Source organism: Pectobacterium parmentieri (assembly GCF_001742145.1).
GTDB lineage: Bacteria > Pseudomonadota > Gammaproteobacteria > Enterobacterales > Enterobacteriaceae > Pectobacterium > Pectobacterium parmentieri.
The window spans coordinates 4,415,681-4,442,583 of the sequence record NZ_CP015749.1 but is presented as its reverse complement, the minus strand read 5'-3'; the positions used below and the strand labels follow the sequence as shown (position 1 = coordinate 4,442,583).

Here is a 26,903-nt window from a genome sequence, read left to right as displayed (position 1 = left end):
TCTATGGAACAGGTAACAGGGTTCACCAGCGTCGGTACGCTGTTCACCCGAGAAACTCAGTGAAAGTGACGAATCGTCATCGCCGCACCTTTGGGTTTCCTTTCGCCGAGCATTATTGTATTTTTATTCAAAATAAATGCATGAATATTGATACTATCCTAACCAGAGGCTGTCAACAGTGAAGATGAATTTACCCCCTTTTATTGAGCTATATCGGGCATTGATCGCCACACCGTCCATCAGCGCCACCGACAGCGCGCTCGATCAAAGTAATCATACCTTAATCAACCTGCTGGCAGGCTGGTTCGGCGATCTCGGCTTCCATGTTGAAGTTCAACCAGTGCCCGGCACCCTCAATAAATTTAATATGCTGGCGCGGATTGGTGAAGGAAAAGGCGGCTTATTGTTGGCAGGGCACACCGACACCGTCCCCTTCGACGATGGTCGCTGGACGCGCGATCCTTTCACGCTGACGGAACACGACAACAAGCTGTATGGCTTGGGTACAGCGGATATGAAAGGGTTCTTTGCCTTTATTCTGGATGCCTTGCGCGATATCGATCCGACCAAACTCACGAAGCCGCTCTATGTGCTGGCGACGGCGGATGAAGAGACGACCATGGCGGGTGCCAAGTATTTCTCCGAATCCACCCAGATTCGCCCGGACTGCGCCATCATCGGCGAACCGACCTCGTTGCAGCCGGTACGGGCGCACAAAGGCCATATGTCCAACGCGATCCGTATTCAGGGGCAATCCGGCCATTCCAGCGATCCTTCACGCGGCGTGAATGCGATTGAGCTGATGCACGAGGCGATTTCCCACTTGCTGGTGCTGCGTAACACGCTACAGGAGCGCTATCACAACCCGATTTTCCACATTCCTCACCCGACCATGAACCTTGGTCATATTCACGGCGGCGATGCAGCCAACCGTATCTGCGGCTGCTGTGAACTGCATATGGATATTCGTCCATTGCCGGGCATGACGCTTAACGATCTCGATGGATTGCTGTCTGAAGCGCTTGAGCCTGTTAGTCAGCGCTGGCCGGGTCGGTTGACCATCAGCGAACTGCATCCGCCGATTCCTGGCTATGAATGCCCGCCGGATCACCGTCTGGTATCAGTCGTGGAGAATCTACTGGGGACGAAAACAGAAATTGTGAACTACTGCACCGAAGCGCCGTTTATTCAGACGCTGTGTCCGACGCTGGTTCTGGGGCCAGGATCGATCGAGCAGGCACACCAGCCGGATGAATACATTGATACCGCGTTTATCAAACCGACGCGGGAACTGATTTCGCAGGTTATTCATCACTTCTGCCACCACTGATCCGACGCAAACGGCCCTGTCAGACGCACAGGCAGGGCTATTCTGAGACAGCCCATGAAAAAGAAAGATTTCATCGCGCAGGACTTATTGAGCAAAATCTATCAGCACACCGATCCGCTACCAGAAAAGTTACCTCCAGAACGCCAGTTGGCGGAAGAATACGGCGTGTCGCGCTTCACTATTCGTCAGGCGCTGGAAAAGCTTGCCAGTATCGGCGCAATCCATATGGTGCAAGGTTCTGGTAACTTTATTAATCAGGGCGTGCGCAGTAACCCACTGGTTTATAACTCGATTACCGAAAAGAAATTTACTCAGATTTCATCTCGCCTGCTTAGCCTACATAAACGACTGCCAAACCGAGAGGAACAGCAGGTCTTTGCTATCAGCGAAAATGCGTTCATCTGGGAGTTCAGCCGCTTACGTTATGTTGATAACCGCAAGGTACAGATCGAGATATCGAAGATGCCTGCCGCAGACTTCCCAGAGATGAGTCAGAAGATTATCGAAGGCTCTATTCAGCAGTATGTGCTCAGCAAGGGCTATGCTATTTCACACTACCTGACACATTATCAGGCGGTTAACGTCACGAAAGCACAGGCTGAGCTACTGGGGTGCAAGAAAGGTACGGCGGCGATGCATATTCTTAACCGCGGAATTTTACAGGGCGGCCGCGTGTACGAATCGAGCGATATCATCGATATAGATTACACCTGTACCTATGTCATCCCCTTAAATCTCGATAACCTGGCCTTCCGCCAATCGCCGTAATGCGGCTTAAGGCGTATGCATCGTGCCATCCGGCAGGCGGCTCTGCGTCCACTCGTGCGGACGATAGACGACAGGGAACTGCCGCGCCGCGTCCAAATCGATCCCAACGCCAATACCGGGACGTTCAATCGGATACAGGTAGCCATTCTCCGGTTCTACCGCCTGCGGGAAGACCTTGCGGGTATTTTCCGGGTAAGCGACAAATTCCTGAATCGCGGCATTATGCAGGTGGATATTGAGGTGGATATTGACCGCCGCACCGATGGGCGTCATATCCGGCGGGCAGTGCCACGCTAGCCGAACGCCAAAATTCTGACAGAATGCGCCCAGTTTCAGCGCTGGCGTAATCCCGCCAATCTGTGAGACATGGCAGCGAATGAAATCAACCTGACGGTTAATCACCAGATTCTGCCACTCAGCAGGATTGTTAAATAATTCTCCCGTCGCCAGCGGCACCGCGCTCTGACTGCGGATCTGCGCCAGCCACTCATTTTGGGCAGGCGGCAAAATATCTTCGATAAAATAGGGACGATAAGTTTCTACCGCTTTAGCGAACTGCACGGCCTGATTGGGGAACAGGCGCTCATGGACGTCATGCAGGATGTGAAAACGATCGCCGTATTTCTCCCGCAAGGCACGGAACATGGCAAGCGTGTTAGCCATGTACTGATCCTGATCGTAATAGGCTCCCTCTGTTGGCTGTCGCGTGCTGTGCAGCGCATCAGGATTACCACCATAAAACCCTAACTGGCAGCGGATATGACGATAGCCCTGCGCATACAATCGTTCCACTTCCTGATAGAGTCCATCCAACGTATCGCTGGCGGCATGGCTGTAAGCGGCAATCGCATCGCGAGATTTCCCACCAAACAGATGATAGAGCGGCATATCCGCCAGCTTACCCTTGATGTCCCACAGCGCCATATCAACGCCTGCAACGGCATTGTTGATAACCGGCCCATTACGCCAATAAGCGTTGACCATCATCATGTGCCACAGATCTTCGATATGGTTAGCATCTCTTCCCACTAAAAGCGGTTTGAGATACTCGTCCACCATCGCTTTTACGGCTAGTGGACGTTGTTGGAAAGTCGCACACCCATAACCCGTAACACCTTTATCCGTATGAACCACCACCGTCACTAAATTATGACGGTCGGGGCGGGTAACGAGACATTCAATGTCAGTGATGATTGTCGGCAACACAAAAATATCCTCCGGTGCACTTACCGAAATAGCCATATCCGGTAAAAACACAGTCTAAAATCAGTTTCTTTTTTTGTTTTCTACTTATTTTTCCTTTTATTGTAAACCTATTCTTTAAAAGAATTATTTTGGTTTGAAAAAACCAATAAATTAAACAAAAAACCAGACCAATTATCAGTTATCGGTAATAAAAACCCCTTAACCATCTAATCATGTGATGAACCTCATATTTTATTGGTTTGTTTTTTTATTTTTAGTTTTTTATTATCAGCGGGAATGATTTGACCAAAAATAACATAGTGCTATGCAGGGGTTTATTCCATGGGAAAAAATGAGGTTATTCAGTCAATCATTAAACTGGTTGGTGGAAATGATAATATAAATAAAGCCTGGCACTGTATGACGCGGCTTCGGTTTGATTTAATTGATGAAAGTAAAGTACAAACCGACGCAATTAAGAACCTGCCGGGTATATTAGGTGCACAACACCAAAGTGAGCAATTTCAGATTATTATCGGGCCGCAGGTCAGTGAGTATTACGAACTGTTGAACGCGCAGCTTGCTCCTACTACCGCGGCCCTGCCAGACGCGAAAAAGCAGAAAAAAGGGCCGATCTCGCTGTTCATGGATACCGTTTCTGGCGTATTTGGTCCGATCGTGCCTGCTATTGCAGGCGCAGGGATGATCAAAGGGCTGCTGGCTGGGCTGATTGCCTTGAAAGTGGTCTCAGCCAAAACCGATACCGTGATCGTCATCGATCTGATCGCCAGCGGCGTATTCTATTTCCTGCCGTTTTTCCTCGCCGTCTCGGCTGCCAAGATATTTAAAACGAACGAATATTTAGCCGCAGCGGTAGCCGCCTGCCTGATGTATCCGTCGTTGATGGAAGCCGCGAAGGCATTAGCCAGCCACAACCCTGATGCGGTCAGCGCCTTTTACTTCATGGGCGTACTGCCCATTTCGGTGTTCAACTACTCCGCCAGCGTCATCCCGGTGATTTTCTCCGTTCTGGCGTTGAGCTATATCCACCGTTGGGTCGATCACATTATGCCTTCGGTGCTGAAAACGGTGTTTACCCCAACACTGACGCTGTTTATCACCGCACTGGTGTCGCTCACCGTTATCGGACCATTCGGGATTTATCTCGGCAAGCTGCTGGCGCTGTTTATCCAGAGCCTGTTTGATATATCCTCGGTCTTCGCTGGTTTTATCGTTGGTGCGATCCGGCCTGTCGCCATCCTGACCGGCATGCATCACGCCATGACGCCCATTGCGCTACAAAACTTTTCTGACCAAGGTTTTGATATGCTGATGCCGATGATGTGTATGGCCAATATGGCGATTGCAGGTGCCACGTTTGCCATCTACTTCCATGCCAAAACCCGTCAGGATAAATCTGTCGTGCTGTCTGCTGGCGTTTCTGCGCTGCTTGGCATAACCGAACCCGCGCTCTTCGGCGTGCTGACCAAGTACAAAAAAGCGTTTATCGCCGCCACGGTAGCCAGCTCCATCGCCTCAGCCTTCATCGCGTACTTCGGCGTCCGGCTATATGGCTACATTTTGTCGAGTATTTTCAGCCTGCCAGCCTACATCGGCCCGTACTTTAGCTATGCCATCTCTGGTATGGCGATTGCCATCGTGCTGTCTTTTATTCTGACCTACATCCTGGTCGTCAGAGCCTCCAGACAGGCCGTAATGCCCTGATCCACATCACAATAAAACAGACGGGTGTTGCATGACAGCAGCACCCGTTTTTTTGTTCGTGTTACGGGCATTTAAGTTTTCTCATGCCTATTTTGCCTAACCAATGTTGGTAATTACTCACTTACACACTTCGCAAGTGTGCACAAATTATCACCTTATTTGCCATTAACCTATCAATACAACACATTTAAATTGGTTATTCCTTTGATTAATTCAGCGCTAAGGAAAACTTTCAGCATTACTGCGCATTCTGCGCAACTTCTTGCTCACTTTCTGGTGGAAATCACTGTTTGCGCAATGGATGCCGTTTTTTCGCGAGGTCTGCGCAACTTCTTGCTCAAATTTGGCTTAAGGAAAATATGACTTAAGTGATTATTCAGCAAAAACAACAGGATAAAAATTGGCATGCGAATTGCTATACAGAACGTGAAGTTATTCATCCCGTTCAACAACAAGGAGCAATACCATGCCAACTCCATGCTATATCAGCATCGAAGGTAAAACACAGGGCAACATCACCGCAGGGGCTTTCACCTCTGATTCTGTCGGCAACATCTACGTGGAAGGCCACGAAGACGAGATGCTGGTGCAGGAATTCAAGCACGTCGTCACCGTACCAACCGACCCGCAGTCCGGTCAGCCATCCGGTCAGCGCGTCCACAAACCGTTCAAGTTCACCGTCGCGCTGAACAAAGCGGTACCGCTGATGTACAACGCCCTCGCCTCCGGCGAAATGCTGCCAACCGTCACCCTGAAGTGGTATCGCACCTCGGTAGAAGGCAAACAGGAGCACTTCTTCTCTACCGTGCTGACCGATGCCACCATCGTTGACGTTAACTGCCAGATGCCACACTGCCAGGACCCGGCCAAGCTGGACTACACCCAACTGATTGAAGTCTCTCTGGCCTACCGCAAAATCGACTGGGAGCACACCGTCGCGGGCACCTCCGGCTCTGACGACTGGCGCGTGCCGGTCGAAGCCTAATCGTTCTGTCTCCAACCCGGCCACCGTGCCGGGTTTTTTGCCTGAGCGGCGGTGTGGGCAGACCCAGACCTCCACTCAGGTATTGCAGTAATCGGGTATTTCAGCAATCACAATAGCGACGTGCCGCTCTGGGGAGATCCGGTGCGTGCGGTAGCCATGTCAGCGGCGAAGGATGAAGGAGAGAACGGATGGCCAACAGTACAGGATTGCAGTTCACTGTAAAGGTCGGCGCGTTGCCGGCCTCGACGTTTGCGGTGGTCGATTTTCAGCTCAGCGAGGCGCTTAACCGGCCTTTCAGCCTATCGCTGAGTCTGGCCAGCGCCCTGCCGGATGTGGATTTTGGCGCGGTGCTGGACCAGCCGTGCGAGCTGATGATTTGGTATGAGGGTGAGCTAAAGCGTCGGGTCAGCGGGATTATCAGTGGTTTCACACAGGGCGACACCGGTTTTCGCCGCACCCGCTATCAGGCGGAAGTGCGCCCGGCGCTGTGGCGGCTGGGCTTACGTACCAACGCCCGCATCTTTCAGGCGCAGAAGCCAGAGGCGATTATCGGCACCCTGCTGGAAGAAGCCGGGATTACCGACTACGCCTTCTCGTTACGTCATGACCATGCCCCGCGTGAATACTGCGTGCAGTACCGGGAAAGTGATTTGGCGTTTGTCACCCGACTGGCCGCAGAGGAAGGCCTGTACTTCTTCCACGAATTTGAGGAAGGCAAACACCGGGTGGTCTTTGCCGACGATGCCGGCGCATTGGCCAAAGGCCCTGAGTTGTTCTTCAATTTGGCGACACAGGGGCTGAGTGAGGGCGAATATGTCCGGCGTTTCCACTATGCCGAGCGGGTGAGTACGGCAGAAGTGGAATTGAAAGATTACAGTTTCAAAACACCAGCTTACGGGCTGTCACACAAGAAGATGAGCAGCGAACTGGCGCACCAACGTGAAAGCTATCAGCATTACGACTATCCAGGGCGTTATAAACAAGATCCGAGCGGCAAAGCGTTCAGCAACTACCAGTTGGATGCACTGCGTTCAGAGGCGGTGACAAGCCAAGGGGAATCGAACTGCGCGGGGCTGATGCCGGGCCGTCGCTTCACGTTAACCGAACATCCGAATGCAACGCTGAATGCAGTGTGGCAAACGGTGAGCGTGACGCATATCGGGCAGCAGCCACAGGCGCTGGAAGAAGAAAGCGGCGGCGAGCCAACGACCATGAGCAACAGTTTTGAAGTTATCAGTGCAAAAAAAAACTGGCGAGCCATCATGCCGTACAAACCCATGGTGGATGGCCCACAGATTGCCACGGTGGTAGGGCCGACTGGCGAAGAAATCTACTGTGACCAGTACGGCAGGATCAAACTGCAATTCCCGTGGGACCGCTACGGCGCAAGTGATGACCAAAGCTCCTGCTGGGTGCGAGTGAGTCAGGGCTGGGCGGGCGGCCAGTACGGCATGATAGCCATCCCGCGCATCGGCCATGAAGTGATTGTCAGCTTCCTCGAAGGTGACCCGGACCAGCCGATTGTCACCGGCAGAACCTTTCATGCGACTAATCCAACACCGTATGTTTTACCGGCACATAAAACGCGTACAACACTTCGTACCGATACACATAAAGGCAGCGGCTTCAACGAACTGCGCTTTGAAGATGAGGCAACGCGTGAACAAATTTATTACCACGCGCAGAAAGATATGGATGGTGTCATCAACAACATCCACCGACAGAGCGTGGGGCGCGATCAGCATCTCACCGTGGCTCAGGATCAGTTCCAACGCGTCGAACGCCACCGTCACCGCACGATAGGCAAGGATGATTTTGAAAACATCGGTCAGGATCATCATCAGGAAATTGGCCGGAGTTTTATTCAGAAGATAGGTTCTTCATTCAAACGCTTCATCGGCGGAGGAGAAGTTACCCAAATCGAAGGGAGTCGTCAGACCACGATGTCCGGGTCTGAAGAGACACTGATCGGCGCACACCAGCATGTTCTGGTGAATACGGACAGCTATCTGAAAGCCGCAGACATTGTGCTGGAAGCGGGACAAGCTCTGACGATTAAAGCGCCTGGCGGTTTTATCAAGATTGATAGCGCGGGTGTCACAATTTCCGGGACGATTGTGAAAATCAACGATGGCGGTGCGGCTGGCGTGGGGACAGCGCCCGTGTCGGTTACGCCAGAAGATCCTACGAAGCCCACCCTGCCAGATGCGCCAGACAGACGTTAAGGAGGCTCTATGCCAGGTGCTGCACGTTTAGGGGACAGTTGCGCGGGTCACGGCTGCTTCCCTGCTACCCCAATAATTGAAGGCAGCGGTGATGTCATCATCAATGGCAAACCAGCAGCCCGTAAAGGCGATGGCGTTTTACTCCATGCCTGCCCTTGCCCGAATATGCCTCACGGTATACACGATCGTGCGATATCCGCGGGTTCCGGTACGGTCATCATCAATGGAAAACTGGCGGCGCGCATCGGTGATGCGATTGGCTGTGGCGGCTCGGTCGCCGCAGGCAGTGGGAACGTGATCATTGGTGATACCCCCTATCAGTCCCCGGTGAAAGCATGTGCCGAACAATCGGCGAAAAGCCGCGCGCCCCTGCTGGCATTGACGCCGATGTTGTTGCCGACGTTAATGGAATGGGCTTCGGTCGCCGAGTTACCCATTCTTGATGACCTGCTCACTATCGCCCAGCGTAAAGATCGCTATCTGGCGCGTGCAAAATTGGCAACCGAAGCGGCAACGCTGCCGGGGTTAGCCGATGCGGCAAAACGGTTGGCATTTAACAACGACAGCATATTACGCGCCGAGGCAGCCCAGTATGTTTATTCGGTCGATGAATTCCGACGAGGCGTGCTCGATAAATTGCCGAAAGCACCCGTTGGCCTTGAGCTTCTGGATACGAATCAGCTTCCAGGCCTAACAGACAATGATTTTATGGATAAGAAAACAGGATTTGGTTCTGCCTTGTTCAAGTCAGCCATTAATGGCGAAACGATGTTGACCTATCGGGGAACGAATAATGCGGTAACGGGGGCTAAAGATTGGCTGACTAATGCTGGGCAAGGTATGGGATTGGAGACGGATCAATATAATCAAGCGATGTATTTGGCAAAGCGGGTAAAAAATATCCTTTCTCCCCCTCCTGTCATCGTAGGGCATTCATTAGGTGGTGGTTTAGCATCCGCTGGCGTCGGTGTGACTGGATTACCGGGTTATACCTTTAATGCTGCTGGTTTGCATACCAATACCGTGGAACGCGTTGGTGGCGCTGACCTGGCGAAAACAGCGTCGTTAATAAAGACGCAGGCGGTGGATGGCGAAGTGTTAACCATGGCACAAACTTACGGTAAAGCCTTGATTCCCGGTTTGCTATCCGGTGCGGGAGCATTGATTGGCGGAGTCGCTGGTGCGGCGCTAGGTGGCATTGTCGGCGTAGCAAAACTGTTAGAGGGGGGTCTGCCAAAAGCAAGCGGTGATATGATGGCACTTCCTGCAGTAGGCGGTTCGCCGATTGCGCGCCACGGTATGGATCAGGTGATTGCAGGTATTGAAAGCCAGAAAAAGGAAGATATCGGGAAGATAACCAATACATTCAGGGGAATATAATGCGATGGTTGGCACGTATAAAATGGTTGAGCGTCATTATTCTGGGATTATTAACCGCTTGTCAGGCAGGAGGACACAGTATGCGGGCGAGTGAGCTTTTTGAGCCATCTGTCGTGGCAGTATTACAGAGTATTCAACAAGGTGATGAAACGGCGGCACGTTATCAACTGTCACAGGGTGTTAACCTGAATATTCAGGGAAAAGAGGGTGTAACACCGCTATTATGGCTGATTTACGAAACGCAGGATAAAAAAGCCGTCACGTTAGCGCTTAAACTGGGTGTCGATCCAAATTATAAAGATGGCTTTGGTGACAGTGCGGTCAATTCCGTCGCTGGTGCTAAAGACCCGGATTGGCTGCGCATTATTCTGGATGCAGGAGGCGATCCGAATGCCATTGGGCGTCGTGGCCAGCCAGCAATATTTAGTGCTATTGGTGAGGAACGTTGGGCCGATATTAAATTGCTCGTTGAGAGAGGCGCCGATTTGAATCTCGTTGATGGCTCCAAAGTAAACAGCGCCCACTATGCTGCTTATCTGAACAAATATGAGATTACCTATTGGCTGATAGAACAAGGTGCGGATATCCATATTTATGATGAGACGGGTAGTAATCTCGCTTTTACTGTTGAAGACAGCCTATCGCTCATGTCCCCTAAATCTCCTCATCATCCTTGGGCGCTGAAGGTAAAACAGCAACTGCTGGATCGCGGTGTTAAATTCCCACCGTTGCAGCCTGCTGAAGTGAGGGAGCGCAGGGAAAAAGGAGAACCTCTTTGAAATGGTGGTATTGGCTGCTTGCGTGCCTGCCACTATTAACCGCTTGTCAGGCAGGAGGACACAGTATGCGAGCGAGCGAACTTTTTGATCCACCGGTGGTGGCAGTATTGCAGGATATTCAGAAAGGCGATGAAACAGCAGTTCGTTATCAGTTATCGCAGGGTGTTAACCTGAATATTCAGGGAAAAGAAGGCGTGACGCCGCTGTTATGGCTGATTTATGAAACACAGGATAAAAAAGCGGTCACACTGGCGCTTAAACTGAGTGTCGATCCAAATTATAAAGATGGATCGGGTGATAGTGCGGTGAACCGAGTATCTGGTGTTAAAGATCCTGACTGGCTTCGTATTATTCTGGATGCAGGAGGCGATCCGAATGCCATTGGACGCCTTGGGCAACCAGCAATATTTAGTGCCATTAACGAAGAACGCTGGGCCAACATAAAATTACTGGTGGCACGTGGGGCTGACGTAAATTTAACTGACGAGCAAAAAACCAATAGCGCTCACTATGCTGCTTATCTTAACCAGTATGAAATCTCATATTGGCTGATTGAGCAAGGCGCTAATGTTAATACCTACTCGGCTACGGGGGCTAGCTTAGCCTGGAGCGTTGAAGACAGCTTATCCATCATGTCACCTAAATCGCCTCATCATCCTTGGGCGCTGAAAGTAAAACAGCTATTGCTGGATCGTGGTGTTAAATTTCCAGCGTTGCAGCCTGCTGAAGTGAGGGAACGTTGGAAAAAAGGACTACCTCTTTGAAATGGTGGTATTGGCTGCTTGCCTATCTGCCACTGTTAACCGCTTGTCAGGCAGGAGGACACGGTATGCGGGCGAGTGAGCTTTTTGAGCCATCTGTCGTGGCGGTATTGCAGAGCATTCAGAAAGGCGATGAAACAGCAGCTCGTCATCAACTGTCACAGGGCCTTAACCTGAATATTCAGGGAAAAGAAGGGGTAACCCCGCTGCTGTGGCTAATTTATGAAACGCAGAATAAAAAAGCCGTCAGGCTGGCACTTAAACTGGGCGTCGATCCGAACTATAAAGACGGCTTTGGCGACAGTGCGGTCAATTTCGTCGCTGGGGCTAAAGATCCAGACTGGCTTCATATTATTCTGGATGCAGGAGGCGATCCGAATGCGATTGGTCGTCGCGGTCAGCCTGCAATATTTAGTGCTATTAATGAACAACGCTGGGCTGATATTAAATTACTCGTTGAGAAAGGTGCCGATCTGAATTTAGCCGATCAAAATAAAAGAAATAGCGCCCTTTATGCCGCTTATGTAAACGAATACGAAATTGTTTATTGGTTGATTGAACAAGGTGCAAAATTCGATACATATTCGGCTACCGGAAGTAGCTTGGCGTGGCGAGTACATGACAGCCTATCGATCATGTCGCCTAAATCTCCTCATTACCCTTGGGCGCTGAAGGTAAAACAGCAATTGCTGGATCGCGGCGTTCAATTCCCGCCGCCGTCGCCTACTGAAGTTCGGGAGCATTGGGAAAAAGGAGAACTTCTTTGAAATGGTGGTATTGGTTGTTTGCGTGCCTGCCACTATTTACCGCTTGTCAGGCAGGAGGACACAGTATGCGGGCGAGTGAGCTTTTTGAACCACCAGTGGTAGCAGTATTGCAGAGCATTCAGAAAGGCGATGAAACGGCGGCACACCATCAACTGTCACAGGGCGTTAACCTGAATATTCAGGGAAAAGACGGTGTAACACCGCTGCTGTGGCTAATTTATGAAACGCAGAATAAAAAAGCGGTCAGGCTGGCGCTTAAATTGGGTGTTGACCCGAACTATAAAGACGGCTTTGGTGATAGTGCGGTCAATTCAGTCGCTGGAGCTAAAGACCCGGACTGGCTTCGCATTATTCTGGATGCAGGGGGCGATCCGAATGCCATTGGGCGTCATGGTCAGCCAGCAATATTTAGTGCTATTGGTGAGGAACGTTGGGCCGATATCAAATTGCTCGTAGAACGGGGAGCGGATTTGAATTTAGTTGATGGCCCCAAAAGAAATAGTGCCCACTATGCTGCTTATCTGAATAAATATGAGATTACCTATTGGCTGATAGAGCAAGGCGCAGATATCCATATTTATGATGAGACGGGTAGTAATCTCGCTTTTACCGTTGAAGACAGTTTATCCATCATGTCGCCTAAATCACCCCATTACCCTTGGGCACTGAAGGTAAAACAGCTATTACTGGATCGCAGCGTTAAATTCCCACCACTTCCACCCGCTGAAGTGAGGGAACGTTGGGAAAAAGGGTTACCGCTGTAATGTCCTCTCGATGCACGGTTTGTATTACTCGTTTTACGTCATAAAAATAAACGGTACTTCTCTACCAGATAATCAGCCTGATTATCTGGTCGTTGCTGTGCGGCTTAACACACGTCCATTTAATTAAAGTTATCTCATTTATTTACAGGCAAATAACGATGATGACAAACGGTTATACTCTGTTTGAAATCAGCCAGCTTGATGCGCCTTTGTACGCGATTATTTCACCGCTGAGTTATCCCAAATTACCTGAGTATTGGCAGGCTTTTCAACCTGCGGCGGCGGATATATGGCAACAATTGCATTTTGGCAAGGATGCCGAAAACTGGCAGATGTGGGCCCCTATTGTGGTGAAAGTAGAAGAAGGCAAGCCAGGAGAAACCTTGTTGCATTGGCTGACCGATACACAGCCAGAGCGACACGGTAGCGTGATCCTGATGCATGGCGAACTGACATTACAGCAGATGACTGATTTTTGGCAGCAACGCATTTTCTGTCTCTGGCCTGATGGCACAAGAGCACTATTTCGTAGCTATGCACCAGACATTTTATCGACCTGGTGGCCAACCTTAGATCCTGCGGCTCAAACGAATTTCCTCGGCCCGCTGAATAACCTGTATTTACCCATAGTGCATAACGAACATGGGGAATATCAGTTGTTCGCACAACAGGGAATCAAAAACAAAGAAAAGGTAGAAATTAATAAAGAATATCAAATCCAGTTAACGAATTATCAATATAATCTTCTCGCCAATGATAATCGCCTACACCGACTAGCAAATGCGCTTTTTCTTTTTGTCAGCGCGCAATGTATTTTCCCTCTGGATATCGAAAGAGTAAAAACGCGCTTTATTAGCGGCATTGCATTGGCTGCGAAATATTATCCCAAAGCCAGCGAAGCGGAATGTGAAGCCTGGTCCGCTCATCGCTGGGTGCTCGGTAGCGAATTCTATTTGCACCCGATCTTTATTCATCTGACTGAACGTTATTCGATTGCCGACAGTATTCGGATTTTCAAATCTGAGCCTGATCGTATTGAAAGTGTGCAGCTTAATTACCATCGCCCCGGTTGGATGCGGGGAGAGTTACCTGACATAACGGAGGTCACGCTGTGAGTGTATCGCAACCTTTCCTTGAACGGATGCCGGAAGATAACGCCGCCTGGCAAGCACGTATCGCCCAGGGAGGCTGTTTTGTTATCGCTGAGGCATCGATAAATGATGCCGTGCCCTGGCTAGCCGAGCGCTGGGGAGGCAGCCTGGAACAGACGCGTTTGTACTGGGGAGAAACGGGGCGCGTTCATGCGTCAGTATCGCCCTATTGCATCCCGCTTCACGCCGCTAACTGGCCGCAGGTGAAAGAGCATATTGTCACCCAACCCGGTTGGGGTATGGGTCTGCAACTGGAATGGTTTATGCAGGCGTATTCACCGCTCGATCAACTGCTTGAGGTAACGAAACACCTGCGGCAGTGGAACCTGGTGGCCTCGCCTTCTGGGGAGAATGCCATCCTGCGTGTAGGTGACTGGCAGGTAGTGAATCAACTGCTATCCGCCAGCTCCGCGCAAGAAACCTGCGCACTCTATGGCCCAATAGCTCGCTTCTGTGACATTTCTCCTGATGGCGCAGTAACGACCTTAAACCTCACGACCCGTGAGCCACATTCCATTCCAGATATCCTGCCACGCCAACTGAGTGACGAACAATGGCAAGCCATTATGGTGCCTGCTGAACATCAGAATCTGGCGCGCTATATGGAACACCTGCGCACTTACCATACTGACTGGCAACACGCCTCTGACGATGAGCTACAGGTATTTACCCGCCAGCAGGCGGAACTGGCGCAGCACAATGGCTTTAACAACGATCGCGATATCGTGCGCTGGCTGGCGTTGGCGACAGAGCTCTCGCCGGCATTCATTCATCAGCCTTGGGCAAAAAACATTCTGGTTCAGCCTGAATACCTTGGCACCCAAAGCCGTATGGATCGCCTGTATCAGGCCGCCATTGACCACCTGGACGAAGCATAAAATAAAAAGGACGTCATTTCATGAGTGAAGATAAAAGCAACGCGTTAGCTACCAGTGGGGACGCCGCGAAACGTAACTTTGCCACGGATAATAAGATTTCAGGGGGTTGTACCACCTGTGGCTGCGAAATACTGGTGCATTACCATTACGATTCGGGCGAGCCAATACCGAATGCTCCTTTTGAGTTAACCGATAGCAATAATCACAAAATAAGAGGCAAAACCGACGATAACGGGATGTTTTTCATCCATGACATGGGGTGTCTCACGTATGAACTGCTGTTGGGGGAAGGCAGCGATACGCTCGACCCTGAGGAAACGGTGCAGAATAATCCGGTCTTGATGTCGAACCCTGACTATGCACGCTTCGCCGGAGAGTACTTTTCCCTATTTATCATATTGAGAAATAACGGGATTGTGGATTACGGTTCCGTCCAGCAGTCGGTGAGAATACCACTGTCTAACAACAATATACCAGAGCAATACAAACCGGCGTTAAGGCGTTTCTGGGAATTAGAAAGACAGCTTCACCGAGATAATGGCGAGCTCCAACGGGAAATCCGTCGGGTTCAACACCGACTGTCGGCGGAGGTGGCAAGCAAGGCGTCCACTATTGATAACGCAGTTCTGCTGTTCTGTGAGGTCATTCTGGGCTGCATTCCCGTAGTTGGTCAGGCGATGGATGTGTATTTCCTCGGGGAGTGGTGCTGGTATAGCTATAAAACCCCTGAATTATTGGACGATACCATGCACCAGATTGACGGGGTGCTGTGTGTTATCGGTTTTGTTCCCGGGGTTGGGGACGCGCTGAAAATCAGTGGGAATGCAATTACCAAAGCCCTGCGGAAACTAAGAAGTGGTAAAGGCAGCAAGCAACAGAATATTGAGGAAGCTACTCAGATTATTCGGGGCTTGGGTAACGGTGATGTGGTCACTTGGCTGACTGGCATACGCTCCGATATCAGAATGTATGCCGATAAGGGGAAAGCGCTGCTGGAAACCATGAAAGAAGCGCTAGACCTGCTGGTGAAAGGTGCTTCTGGAGAGCGAAGCTGGGTAGTCACGTTGATGGCGGACAGTTTCCAAGCGATGGTGGATGTCCTCGATAAGTTAATTACGTTGTTTACCAGCGTGACGCTCTTAATCGAAGCCGAATTCGCTGAGTTTATCCCCCAAATCATGACGCAGGTTATTGGAAGCGCACGCCCTAAAGGGAGCTGTGAGCTATCGGCGATGACGGTGCAAAAGGGTGACTCTGGTGATTATCGTACCGAGGAAGAGATCGACGAGTTTAATCAACGGGCAGCAGAACCGGGTGGCTTGGGGGTTGCTGAAGCGGGAATGCTAGCGTCAGTGATCCTTTTTGGGGGGAAAGGGAACAAGAATAGAGCTGGCATTGCCCCTAGAGGGGAAAGAAATGCGGCGGGATCGCCCCATACTTCTCAGACTTCCCATACACCAACTGGGCAACCTCATTCTCCCGCATCGGAAACGCAGCCAAACGCTACACCTACACCTACACCTACACCTACACCTACACCTACACCCAACCCGCCCCAAAATGACAATAGTAGTGAACATAATCAAAACAATAATCACACGCCAAAGGACAAGGACAAAGACAAAGACAAAGACAAAGACAAAGACAAAGACAAAGACAAGGATAAAGAAACGGTTCAATCCCCTAAAGGCGCACATGACGTAACGGCGGTTGCCACATCTGAACCTAAACCGGGTGATGCAGCCGCTCAGGAAAAAGCAAACACACAGGATAAGAAAACAAATACTGACCCGGAAAAAGGTGAGAAAAACGGCGATCCGGTTGATATGGCTACCGGTGCCGTGGTGGAACAGCGCACTGACATTCAGGTAAGTAGTCCCCTCCCCCTGTCACTGCAACGTTATTACCGTTCTACGGGAAAACGTCACCCCGGTTTACTGGGGACACTGTGGCGCACCAATTGGGATATCAGCCTAACGCTTGACGATGGGGTAGCTACGCTAACGGATGGTGAGTTCAATCAGGCCTTCTTTGTCCTGCCCAATGAAGGAGAGTTCAGCCGTTCGCCGTCAAGCCCGCAATGGCGACTGACCCGCCAGCAGGGTGAACTAGTGCTACACCATGTCGGTGGCCTGCGCTATCGATTTGAATATGCACTCGGCCTCCAACTGTGTTTGACATCTATCGACGATGCGGCGGGCAATCGGGTGGCTTTCGAATGGGTGCTGGGCGAGTTGCGCTGGGTTACGCTGTCGGACGGGCGTTTGATTCATGTCACCACAGAACACCGAAGAATTACGGCACTCACGCTGTGTACGTCGCAGCGTCAGCCATTAAAAACGCTGGCCAACTATACCTATGATGACCACGGGCATCTACTGAGCGTGCGTGCAGATGAGGGCCGTAACTTCGATTATCGCTATTCGCCGGAAGGCTGGCTGTTGCGCTGGTCGGATTTAGGTTCGACCTGGGTTGAGCACGATTACGATAAAAAAGGCCGCGCAATCCGGGACAGAACCTCGGAAGGCTACTGGCCGGGTCACTTTGAATATGACGACGATACCCTGACGAGCCACTACCACAGCGGGTTTGGCGGGGTATTCAGCTATGTGCGCGACGAACGCAACAATATCCTGCTCAAACGCACGCCTGACGGGGGCGAGACCCGGTTTGAGTGGGTCAACAACCAACTGATGGCGGAGACTGACCCGTTGGGTGGCCGCACGGTATACCAGCGCAATGACTGGGGGCTGATGACCGAGGTGGCCCTGCCGGATGGAGCCACACATCGATACACGTATGACGGCAACGGGCAACTGCTCGCCTATGCCGACCCACTGGGCAGCGAATGGCGCTACCACCGTAACGAGGCCGGGCAGGTTATCGAGGTGAACGACCCGGAAGGGCGTGAATGGCTGTACCGTTATGCTGATACGGGACAACTGTCGATCGTGATAGCTCCGGACGGCCTGTTGCAGCGTTATCACTACAACCGCCGTGGCCTGCTGAGTAGCCTTGAGCGAGATAATGCACCACCCGTGATGTTCCGGTACGACGACCTTGATCGCCTGACAGAGCGGCACATTGGGCATGAAGCGGGCGTGCAGGTTCGCCGCTGGGAGTATGATGGCGTACGCGAGTCACCGTCGAAAGTAGTGTATGAAGACGGCAGCGAGACACGGTTTGGTTACGATGTGGAAGGTAACCTGACGGCGGTAACGGATGCACTGGGGCAGCGCTACCAGTTCCGCTACGGCGCGTTCGATAACCTGCTGGAAGCAACCGACCCGCTGGGGGCCACGGTACACTACCACTACAATGCGGAAGCCGAGTTCGCTGGCGTAACAAACAGCCAGGGACGGGACTGGACGTACAGCTTTGACCACGGCGGACGACTGAGTGAAGAGCGGCATTACGACGGTCGGGTGTACCGCTATCACTACGATGTGGCCGACCGTCTGGTGCTGCGTACCGCACCGGATGGCAGCACGCTGCATTACGAACATGATGTGGCTGGTCGCATCACGCGTATCACCGCTCGTCGGGCCGACGGGGAAACGGACAGCATCACCGAACTGGACTATGACGTCGCGGGACGGCTCACCAAAGCCGCCAGCCCCGATGCCGTCGTAGAATACACCTATAACCGGGCCGGTCAGGTCACCTCGGAAACGGTCAACGGCGAGGCGATACAGAGCACTTACGACGCCGGCGGTCAGCGTGCCCTGGTCGACGGTATTCTGGCGCCGCTGCAACTGGCCTGGCAGTCGGGACGCCTGTCATCATTGGGTATCGGTTCACACCAGCCATTGCAGTTCAGCCATACCGCGGCAGGCGAAGAGCAGCGGCGCAGCAACGGCTGCGGGTTTTCATTACGCCATGAATGGAGTCCGACCGGGCTGCTACAGCGTCAGGCGCTGGAAGGGGCCGATGGCCGCGTCAATGACGTGCTGGAGCGCCGCTACCAGTATGATGTGCTGGACCGTCTGACCGGTATCAGCGACAGCCACTGGGGTGAACAGGCCTTCCGATTGAACGGGGCCGGTCAGGTCACGGCGGAGCGCCGTGACGAGGGACGCCGCCGTCAGGCTCGCCTGTTTGGCTACGACAGCGAACAGAACCTGTGCGAGGTGTCACAGATAGCGCCGGGTCTGGCTCAGACACTAAAAGTGCAGGATGCGGTAGTGCAAGCATCGGCACGGTATGATGCCGCGGGCCGGGTAGTCGAACGGGGCCATACGCAGTACCAGTATGACGACTGCGGGCGTCTGGCAGTAAAACGGGAAACGCGTCCGGGGTTCAGGCCGAAGGAAACCCACTTTGACTGGGACGTGCAGGACCGGCTGGTGCGGGTGAGCCTGCCGGACGGCGCACGGTGGCGCTATCGTTATGATGTATTTGGTCGCAGGATCAACAAGGTGCGTGAGGGACAAGTGCCGTCGACGCAGGCGGTAGCGCGGGTGGCATACCGCTGGGACGGTGACCAGCTTATCGGCCAGCAGCAGTACCGGGCGGACGGGTCAGCGGCACGGGAGGTACAGTGGGTGTACGAGCCGGGCAGCTTCCGGCCACTGGCACAGGTCGAGGCACAAGGCGGCGACACGCAGTTGCACTACATCGTCACCGACCTGGCAGGCACCGCCAGAGAGCTGTGCAGCGAGGAAGGCGACGTTCACTGGCGCGGCGAACAGGGTCTGTGGGGCGCACACCGTGAAGAAAGACGCCCTATCCCCCTCCGACGTTATCTGGGGGATGCGGCCAACGAAGAAGTGTACTGTGAACTGCGCTATCAGGGACAGTTGTACGATGCAGAAACGCGGCTTTACTACAACCGGCATCGTTACTATGATGCAGAGAGCGGGCAGTATTTATCGCCGGACCCGATAGGTTTACTTGGTGGCATTAGACCTCAAGCGTATGTTCACAATCCGCTGGAGTGGGTCGATCCGTTCGGGTTGGATAAGAAAGGGCCACACGGTAACTCCAAGAACTCTCAGAAAGCCCAACATGGTTATGAGATTATCGATAACGATACGGGAAATGTGGTTAAAACTGGTGTGAGCCAATCTAAACTGAAAGTCGGGCCAAATGGTGAATTAAGTTCTCCTCGTGCAAATACCCAAGTCCGTAAATGGAATAAAGAGGTAGGCAGAAATGAATTAGGCAAAGAGAAATATAGTGCCAGAGTTGTTCACCAAGAGCCTGCGGGTCCCGGAGCTAGGAAAAGAATCTTAGAATGGGAACTTAAAAATGCTGATAAACATAGACAGACTTTAGATCCTATAAGGCATAAGACACCATGATATTAAAAGATATATATCTCTATCCAGAGCTTCTAGATTACGGCGAAGAAATAACATATCCGTTCAAAGAATTAACTAGGTCGTTATGCAATTATCTTGGCCGGAAGGTAAAGGAAGCTAGATGTGAGACCGCTGGGTTTAATCGAGTATGCTTTGTTGGTAGAAAAGAGCCAAGCGGTGAAGCATACGTTAACTCAAGCAATGTTCTTGGTGTTGAGATATTTATTGATGAGGATGAATATCTGAATACGACAAAAGAGAAATTGAATAAATACTTTTCAAAACTTATCATGGATGGTTTAGATAAGGTTGACGATAAATACTCTTTGCCTAAAGATGTTATAGTTAATGCAATCAGTGATTTTGAGTGTTCTGGGTTCATAAATGAATGGGTTCATAAAAAGAAGGTTTTTAAAAAACAGAATTTAGTATGTTCTCTTATTTGTAATCATTCGATTAATGATTTTCAGCTTTCATTAAAAGTTATGCGTGCAGGTGATGTTGTTTTTAATGAGGTTATATTAGTCACTCCACCTGATGAGTTAGCATATCATTATAAATTTAAAGATATTCTTATGGATGATGATGAAGTTATAGTAACAACAAAGTTACATACTGAACCAGATAACGTTTTGTTTAGATTGAAATTAAGTTAGATTTTTTTATAAAAAGCCGGAAGCGATCACACGATCCTTCCGGCTTTTATTTTATGGTCAGGTTATTTTTTATAAATTAATCTGCGTCTCAATAATAATCCTGCCCCGCTCCACCGTGACGGTCACCGGCATCCCGGTGATAAAGCCCGACTCTTCCAGCCAGCGGCCTTTAAGGTTGATGGCAGAGGGTGGGTTGGACTTGCCATTATGCGGGGCGTATCCCACGGTATAGTAACGCTCTGTTTTGGTTGCTTTATTAACGGTGACGCCTGACTTAGAATGTGCCTTAGCCATAGTAACTACCTCGTTTAGTTGCTTGTGGTGAGCGGCGTGGGTGAGGTGCGAACTCATCTTCGCCGCGCTAGTTATCCTTCAGTTACGCGCCTGAGCAATCAGAGCGCTTAACATCTCCGAAATCATCTTCTGTTTTGCCTTCGGCAAACTGTCTATCTCTTCCATCTGTTGCAGCCACTTCGGGGCCGGGCCGCGCTTGCGTCTCGCTGGCTCCGGGGCTTCCCCGAATACCTCTTCAAGCGAAACTGAAAAAATCTGTGCTACAGAAGGGAGTGATGAAACCTTAATCCTTCTGCGCCCGGCTTCCCATGCCTGAACCGTCTGCTGGGAAACGCCGAGCTTCTCCGCCAGTTCAGCCTGTGTGATACCCCGCTCTTTACGCAGGGTGGTGATGCGTTCACCCAGTGCCATGAAGAAATCGCGCTCTTCGTTACTGATAGCCATAGCTGTTACCGATGTTGAATGTAATAAGACAGCCATAACTTACCTCACGTTTTACCACGATATGTTGTATATACTACATTATGTGGTATATTGGCGTCGAGTTATTTTTAGCCAAACCCTATTGACAGGTTTTTAGAGGAAATCCGTTTATGGCACGCATCCCCGAATCCGAGTTGCAGCACCTGAAAGCCGCCGTGTCACTGGTTGAGGTGGTGCGTGGTCAGGGAAGAAAGGTGGTGAAGCGCGGCAAGGACTTCGTGGTGCTGTGTCCGTTCCATCAGGAGAAAACCCCTTCAATGGTTATCTCGCCGGACAAGAACCTCTATCACTGCTTCGGCTGCGATGCAGGCGGCTCGGTGCTGGACTGGGTGATGAAGACAGAAGGGTTAAGTCTGCCGCATGCGGTCGATAAACTGCGGCGTGAGTCAGGGGAAGTGCCAGTCACAGCCGCGTTACCGCCTGTTGCCGATATCGCGAATGAACAAGAGCGGCAGGCGTTACTGCATCGTGTCACCGAGTTCTATCATCACACCCTGCTCAATGCGCCGGAGGCCATCGCGTATCTGGAAAAGCGTCGCCTCAACCATCCTGAGTTAGTGGCGCAGTTCCGCTTAGGGTTCGCCAACCGGACGCTGGGCTATCGTCTGCCGTCGAAGAAGCTGAAAGACGGCGCAGCCATCCGGGCGCAGTTGCAGGCCATCGGGGTAATGCGCGACAGCGGCCATGAACATCTGGCGGGGTCGTTAGTGGTTCCGGTTATCGACAGTCACGGTCAGGTGCGGGAGCTGTACGGACGTAAACTGTGTGACAAGCTGCGGGCCGGAACACCAAAACATCTGTACCTGCCGGGGCCGCACGGCGGGGTGTGGAACGAGCAGGCGTTAGTCGCGAGTAAGTCGGTCATCTTATGCGAATCACTTATCGATGCGATGTCGTTCTGGGTGACAGGTTGCCGCAACGTGACGGCAGCGTATGGGGTGAACGGGTTCATAGAGGAAATGCGCGAGTCGTTTATCCGCCACGGCGTGAAACAGGTACTTATCGCGTTCGATAACGATGAGGCAGGCAATACGGCGGCGGTAACACTGGCTGAGTCCTTAGCCGCTGAGGGCATCACGCCGTTCCGCGTGGTGTTCCCGTCCGGCATGGATGCAAACGGCTACCTGTGTCAGGTGGCGGAGCCGGAAACGGCGTTCGGGTTACTGGTTGACGGCGCGTTGCCAATGGGGGAAGCGGTGAGTGCTGAACCTGAATCCGTGCCACAGCCTGAAAAACCGTCTCACCCTGTCTCCTCTTTAGCAGCCGGGGTTGTGGTTGAAGGCCTGCCAAACGGTGAAGTTGAGATAGCCCTGTCCGGCCAACAGTGGCGCATCCGGGGCATGGCGTCGGTGAAAGTCGGTAGCGGTGTAATGAAGGTGAACGCGCAGGTTATCGACACGGCCAGCGGCGTGGTGTTCGCGGACAGCGTGGACATGATGAGTGCGCGGAGCCGGGCGGGGTATGCGCGGTTAGCGGCCAGTGAGTTAGGGCTGGCAGAAAGCGACATCAAACAGCGCTTAGGCCGTGTACTGCTGGCACTGGAAGCGCACCTGAGCCAGCCGGAAGCGGGTGATGAGGTCGTGCCGGCACTGGATGATGCCGCCAAAGTGGAGGCGCTGGCGTTGCTGCGTGACCCGAACCTCATCGGCAGGCTGACGGATGATCTTGCGGCCTGTGGCGTGGTCGGTGAGTCCACTAACTTAGTGGCGGGTTATCTGGCCGCTGTCTCCCGTAAGTTAGATAAGCCGCTGGCCGTGCTTATCCAGTCGTCGAGTGCGGCGGGTAAATCGAGCTTAATGGATGCGGTGCTGAACCTGATACCGCCGGAAGAGCGCTTGCAGTACAGCGCGATGACGGGACAAAGCCTGTTCTATCTGGGCGAAACCAACCTGCAACACAAGATACTGGCGATAGCGGAAGAAGAAGGCGTCAGGCAGGCGGCGTATGCGCTGAAGCTGTTGCAGAGTGACGGAGAACTAACGATAGCCAGTACGGGTAAAGATGATGCCACAGGAAACCTTGTCACCAAACAGTACACGGTGAAAGGCCCGGTGATGTTGATGTTAACCACCACAGCAATCGACGTGGATGAAGAACTGCTGAATCGCTGTCTGGTTCTCACCGTCAACGAATCCCGCGAACAGACCGAAGCCATCCACGCCTTGCAGCGGCACAAGCAGACGCTGGAAGGCTTGCTGATGGAAAACGAGAAAGGCTATCTGACCGAACTGCACCAGAACGCGCAACGGTTACTCAAGCCGTTAAAAGTGGTGAACCCGTTCGCCAGTCAGCTCACGTTCCTGAGCGACAAAACCCGCACGCGCCGCGACCATATGAAGTACCTCACCCTGATACAGAGCATCGCCCTGCTGCACCAGTACCAGCGGGAGGTTAAAACCGTCTCGCACCGTGGGCAGGTTATCGAGTATATCGAAGTCGAGCGTTCGGACATCGTGCTGGCGAATCGGTTAGCGCACGAGATATTAGGCCGGACGCTGGACGAAATGCCGCCACAGACACGCAAGCTGTTGCTACTGATACAGGGCATGGTGAATCAGTTAGCACATGCGCAGAACAAAAAACCGGGCGAGGTGCGCTTTACCCGCCGGGATATCCGCAACGCGACGCAGTGGAGTGACAGTCAGCTTAAGCTGCACTGCCTGCGACTGGCTGAAATGGAATACCTGCTGGTTCATGGCGGGAGCCGGGGACACTTGTTGCAGTACGAACTGCTGTGGGATGGCACAGTGCCGGAAGGGGCGCACCTGTGCGGGTTAATCGAGCCGGAAGTCAGTGAAAAAGACGGGTACGACTTGCGCAAGTCGGGGTCTGGCAATGGCAAGTCGGGGTCAAGTCTGCCCCAAGTCGGGGCCAAGTCTGGGTCAGCAAAACCACGCCAAGCCGCAGCCGATAAGGCGTCACCTGCTGTAAGTCGGGTTAACGGCAAAAGCACGGTTCCGGCAAAGCCAGCTAAGCGCATCACATCGTAACGCTTCTTCCTTAACCTCTCTTCTCACCCCGCAGGACGCGCCGCCATGACCCGACCCAAATCGCCCAGCCCGGAAGCCCTTTACCTTAGCAGCCTGTCACAGACGCTGCGCCAGTACACCACCGCTTACCTTGCGCACCTGACGGCCACGAATCACAGCCCGCGCACGGTGGAAGGGTACGGCGAACGGCTGCGCCCGTTCGTGACGTGGTGTGAAGAGCGGGGACTCACGCAGGCGGCACAGGTAAGTCTGGCAGTGCTGGAAGCCTATCAGCGACATCTGCACGGCTACCGCAAGGCAGACGGCAAGCCGCTGGTACAGGGCGGGCAGCTTAACCGCCTGACGTCCATCAGGATGCTGTTCCGCTGGCTGCTGCAACGCCACCATATCCTGTACAACCCCGCCGAACAGATGACGCTGCCGAAAGCGGAGAAACGACTTCCGGCGCAGATACTGAGCGAGGAAGAAACCGAGGCGGTGATGGACGCACAGGACACCGAGACGTTAACCGGACTGCGTAACCGTGCAGTGCTGGAAATGCTGTGGAGCACCGGGCTAAGACGTTCAGAGCTGGCCGGGCTGATGCTGGACGATGTGGACGTGGGGCGCGGCGTTTTGGTGGTGCGACAGGGCAAAGGCAACAAAGACCGGGTGGTTCCGGTTGGCCTGCGGGCGCTGGTCTGGGTGCAACGTTATCTGGATGCGGTGCGGCCAAGACTGACGACGAAGCACGACAGCGGCTATCTGTTCGTCACAATATGGGGCAAGCGACTGGGACGGGCTACGCTGACAATACTGGCAGGCCGGGCAATACGGGATGACGCGCACCTGAAAAAAGCCGGGGCGTGTCATGTGTTCCGGCACTCGATGGCAACGCAGATGCTGGAGAACGGCGCAGACACACGACACATACAAGCTATCTTAGGTCATGAAAAGCTGGAAACCACGCAGGTCTACACGCGGGTTGCTATCGGGCATCTGAAAGCGGTGCATGAGAAAACCCATCCGGCAGAGCAGAAACCGAAAACGCGACGCAGGAAGAAACGCAAACCGGACACCCCACCGCAGCCGGACAGCCCGAAAAAGTAGCTCACTCTCTTCAACATCGCAGGACGGTGCAGGGCAAACGCTGCGCCGTCCGTGGCGCACCGCTTGCCTTATGTGGCTAAGGCACTCCGGCGGTAAATGTCGCCCGGCCAGCGCTCACCGTCATCACGCTCTGCAAGCATCGTTGCTGGCCGAACGTCATTCAACATAATGTGGCATTACGCGAAATGGGCCGTCGGGGCGGCCCACAACGCGTAACACACATTATGTCTGCGCCGGTTGAGTCATGGGCGCGTTGCGTGCTGCTTCCGCATCGGCGTGCGGCTGGCCGCCGGAGTTCGGCTCTGTGGGGCGGTGTGGCGCACAGGGCTGCGCCCTCTGCTGTCGACCCCGGTGTTCCTTCCCTGGCTCTCACGGTGTGGCCGCCCTCCCTGGCGGCGCTGGCTCCGGCGTCAACCTTCAGCAAACATTAACGTCAACAGAACAGGGGGTTGTCGGCCTGACGGCCTCCTCTGAAAGGCATTACCTCGCCCCCGCCCCAACCCCGCTGCACTGGCTGTGCCCGGCTCGCAGTCGCAGGCTCCTCGCTCGTTCCCGTGCTCGCCATCTCCGCCCCGTGCGGCCCCCGCCGGGGGCCTCCCTGCTTGACCTCTTGTCTTGCGGGCCTCGCCAGCCCGCACCCGGCAGACGCTTCACCGTCCCACAGGCAAGCTGCGGAACGGCTTGCGCCGCGATAAAACCCGGTTCAACAGGAAACGACTAATGGCAGCGGCTGACGCCGCTGCTATGATGTGGCGCAGGCAGACAGGGACGTCACAGCATGGCGGTAGCGTGTCTGCGGGTAAAAGTGCGCGTCGGGGTGTTCGGGTTAAAACGTTGTTACGCTGGCAAAAAACGCGACTTAAAAAGGCTGTTGCTTCAATAGGTTAAGTGCGCTAAAAAGTACGATTGCACCGGAGTTGTCCCTATGACCCGATAGGGCTGCTGGGAGGGATAAGGCCTCAGGGTTATGTACATAACCCATTAATGTGGGTCGACCCGTTCGGACTAGATAAGAAAGGCGCGACATCTCAGGTACAGATAAACCGAGCCAACGGTAAGGCATGGGAAAGAGATGTGACTCAGGCAGCCAAAGATAAATACGGGGCCGAGAATGTTCACGAACAGGTTTATATCCGTCCATTAGATGCATCGGGTAAGCCTGCGGATTATCGAGTGATCGTGGACAATGCAATAAGAACCCCTGACGGCTCCCTGAAACTGGTCGATGCCAAAGCATCATCGACAGCAGGCTTTACTAAAAACCAGAAGAAGGGTTATCCGCTTATTGGGGAGCATGGTGGGATTATAGAAAGTGGTTCGATGAAAGGAACCGTTATTCCTCGGTCGGATGTCGTGAGGATAGATCCTAACACAATTAGTTTACTGTAGG

22 protein-coding genes and 1 pseudogene are annotated in these 26,903 nt (G+C 52.7%); 20 read left to right on the top strand and 3 right to left on the bottom strand.

Annotated elements, in window-relative coordinates:
- The first annotated feature begins 178 nt into the window (after positions 1–178).
- Positions 179–1,330, top strand: a complete 1,152-nt coding sequence (gene argE, locus A8F97_RS20205) for an acetylornithine deacetylase (protein ID WP_014701847.1) — start codon at positions 179–181, stop codon at positions 1,328–1,330.
- 54 nt (positions 1,331–1,384) lie between these two features.
- Positions 1,385–2,098 (top strand): GntR family transcriptional regulator, encoded by a 714-nt coding sequence (locus tag A8F97_RS20200; protein ID WP_014701848.1) that lies wholly within the window; start codon positions 1,385–1,387, stop codon positions 2,096–2,098.
- Positions 2,099–2,104: 6 nt separating this feature from the next.
- Here the strand turns inward: A8F97_RS20200 and A8F97_RS20195 are convergent, their stop codons facing one another.
- Positions 2,105–3,304, bottom strand: a complete 1,200-nt coding sequence (locus A8F97_RS20195; RefSeq protein WP_033072547.1) for a starvation-sensing protein RspA — start codon at positions 3,302–3,304, stop codon at positions 2,105–2,107.
- 321 nt (positions 3,305–3,625) lie between these two features.
- Here A8F97_RS20195 and A8F97_RS20190 point away from each other — a divergent pair, with 321 nt between their 5' ends.
- The 12 genes from A8F97_RS20190 to A8F97_RS20135 all read left to right on the top strand — a co-directional run bounded on the left by A8F97_RS20190 (position 3,626) and on the right by A8F97_RS20135 (position 20,657).
- Positions 3,626–5,008, top strand: a complete 1,383-nt coding sequence (locus A8F97_RS20190; RefSeq protein ID WP_014701850.1) for a PTS transporter subunit EIIC — start codon at positions 3,626–3,628, stop codon at positions 5,006–5,008.
- A gap of 466 nt (positions 5,009–5,474) precedes the next feature.
- Positions 5,475–5,993 (top strand): Hcp family type VI secretion system effector, encoded by a 519-nt coding sequence (locus tag A8F97_RS20185; protein WP_014701851.1) that lies wholly within the window; start codon positions 5,475–5,477, stop codon positions 5,991–5,993.
- A 188-nt stretch (positions 5,994–6,181) separates the two neighbouring features.
- The gene (locus tag A8F97_RS20180; RefSeq protein ID WP_025920449.1) at positions 6,182–8,218 is read left to right on the top strand and encodes a type VI secretion system Vgr family protein; all 2,037 of its coding nucleotides are present in this window, start codon (positions 6,182–6,184) and stop codon (positions 8,216–8,218) included.
- Between the two features lie 9 nt (positions 8,219–8,227).
- Entirely contained in the window at positions 8,228–9,598 is a 1,371-nt protein-coding gene (locus A8F97_RS20175) for a PAAR domain-containing protein (protein WP_014701853.1), read from the top strand.
- 80 nt (positions 9,599–9,678) lie between these two features.
- Complete coding sequence (locus tag A8F97_RS20170; RefSeq protein ID WP_033072538.1) at positions 9,679–10,377, top strand: ankyrin repeat domain-containing protein; 699 nt, start codon at positions 9,679–9,681, stop codon at positions 10,375–10,377.
- Positions 10,378–10,442: 65 nt separating this feature from the next.
- Positions 10,443–11,141 carry an ankyrin repeat domain-containing protein gene (locus tag A8F97_RS20165; protein ID WP_033072539.1) on the top strand — a complete coding sequence of 233 codons (699 nt, stop codon included), beginning with the start codon at positions 10,443–10,445 and terminating at the stop codon, positions 11,139–11,141.
- A 65-nt stretch (positions 11,142–11,206) separates the two neighbouring features.
- A complete protein-coding gene (locus A8F97_RS20160; protein ID WP_082218665.1) occupies positions 11,207–11,905 on the top strand; it encodes an ankyrin repeat domain-containing protein in 699 nt (232 codons plus the stop codon).
- A 65-nt stretch (positions 11,906–11,970) separates the two neighbouring features.
- Positions 11,971–12,669 (top strand): ankyrin repeat domain-containing protein, encoded by a 699-nt coding sequence (locus tag A8F97_RS20155; RefSeq protein ID WP_014701857.1) that lies wholly within the window; start codon positions 11,971–11,973, stop codon positions 12,667–12,669.
- A gap of 158 nt (positions 12,670–12,827) precedes the next feature.
- Positions 12,828–13,784 carry a DUF4123 domain-containing protein gene (locus A8F97_RS20150; protein ID WP_033072541.1) on the top strand — a complete coding sequence of 319 codons (957 nt, stop codon included), beginning with the start codon at positions 12,828–12,830 and terminating at the stop codon, positions 13,782–13,784.
- On the top strand, positions 13,781–14,698 hold the full coding sequence (locus A8F97_RS20145) for a DUF4123 domain-containing protein (protein ID WP_033072542.1): 918 nt from the start codon (positions 13,781–13,783) through the stop codon (positions 14,696–14,698). Before A8F97_RS20150 ends, A8F97_RS20145 begins: the two co-directional genes overlap by 4 nt.
- Before the next feature lie 20 nt (positions 14,699–14,718).
- Positions 14,719–20,001 (top strand): RHS repeat-associated core domain-containing protein, encoded by a 5,283-nt coding sequence (locus A8F97_RS23710; RefSeq protein WP_083255965.1) that lies wholly within the window; start codon positions 14,719–14,721, stop codon positions 19,999–20,001.
- Positions 19,998–20,657: a hypothetical protein gene (locus A8F97_RS20135; RefSeq protein WP_069704212.1), complete on the top strand. Its 660-nt coding sequence runs from the start codon at positions 19,998–20,000 to the stop codon at positions 20,655–20,657. The genes A8F97_RS23710 and A8F97_RS20135 overlap by 4 nt, the downstream gene beginning before the upstream one ends.
- A gap of 69 nt (positions 20,658–20,726) precedes the next feature.
- Here the strand turns inward: A8F97_RS20135 and A8F97_RS20130 are convergent, their stop codons facing one another.
- Together A8F97_RS20130 and A8F97_RS20125 are read right to left on the bottom strand one after the other, a co-directional pair.
- Positions 20,727–20,951, bottom strand: a complete 225-nt coding sequence (locus A8F97_RS20130; RefSeq protein WP_069704205.1) for a SymE family type I addiction module toxin — start codon at positions 20,949–20,951, stop codon at positions 20,727–20,729.
- A 78-nt stretch (positions 20,952–21,029) separates the two neighbouring features.
- Positions 21,030–21,431 (bottom strand): helix-turn-helix domain-containing protein, encoded by a 402-nt coding sequence (locus A8F97_RS20125; RefSeq protein ID WP_069704211.1) that lies wholly within the window; start codon positions 21,429–21,431, stop codon positions 21,030–21,032.
- A gap of 113 nt (positions 21,432–21,544) precedes the next feature.
- Here A8F97_RS20125 and A8F97_RS20120 point away from each other — a divergent pair, with 113 nt between their 5' ends.
- The 6 genes and pseudogenes from A8F97_RS20120 (at position 21,545) to A8F97_RS24390 (ending at position 26,902) form a co-directional block, all read left to right on the top strand.
- Complete coding sequence (locus A8F97_RS20120; protein ID WP_069704210.1) at positions 21,545–24,424, top strand: CHC2 zinc finger domain-containing protein; 2,880 nt, start codon at positions 21,545–21,547, stop codon at positions 24,422–24,424.
- 45 nt (positions 24,425–24,469) lie between these two features.
- Complete coding sequence (xerC, locus tag A8F97_RS20115; protein WP_069704209.1) at positions 24,470–25,513, top strand: site-specific tyrosine recombinase XerC; 1,044 nt, start codon at positions 24,470–24,472, stop codon at positions 25,511–25,513.
- A gap of 376 nt (positions 25,514–25,889) precedes the next feature.
- A complete protein-coding gene (locus A8F97_RS24395; RefSeq protein ID WP_158515012.1) occupies positions 25,890–26,234 on the top strand; it encodes a hypothetical protein in 345 nt (114 codons plus the stop codon).
- Positions 26,234–26,401 carry a hypothetical protein gene (locus tag A8F97_RS24480; RefSeq protein WP_162939891.1) on the top strand — a complete coding sequence of 56 codons (168 nt, stop codon included), beginning with the start codon at positions 26,234–26,236 and terminating at the stop codon, positions 26,399–26,401. The genes A8F97_RS24395 and A8F97_RS24480 overlap by 1 nt, the downstream gene beginning before the upstream one ends.
- A gap of 39 nt (positions 26,402–26,440) precedes the next feature.
- Positions 26,441–26,522, top strand: a pseudogene (locus A8F97_RS25320) (type IV secretion protein Rhs); the annotation flags it as partial.
- 65 nt (positions 26,523–26,587) lie between these two features.
- Positions 26,588–26,902 carry a hypothetical protein gene (locus A8F97_RS24390; RefSeq protein ID WP_157985458.1) on the top strand — a complete coding sequence of 105 codons (315 nt, stop codon included), beginning with the start codon at positions 26,588–26,590 and terminating at the stop codon, positions 26,900–26,902.
- The last annotated feature ends 1 nt before the right edge of the window (position 26,903 follow it).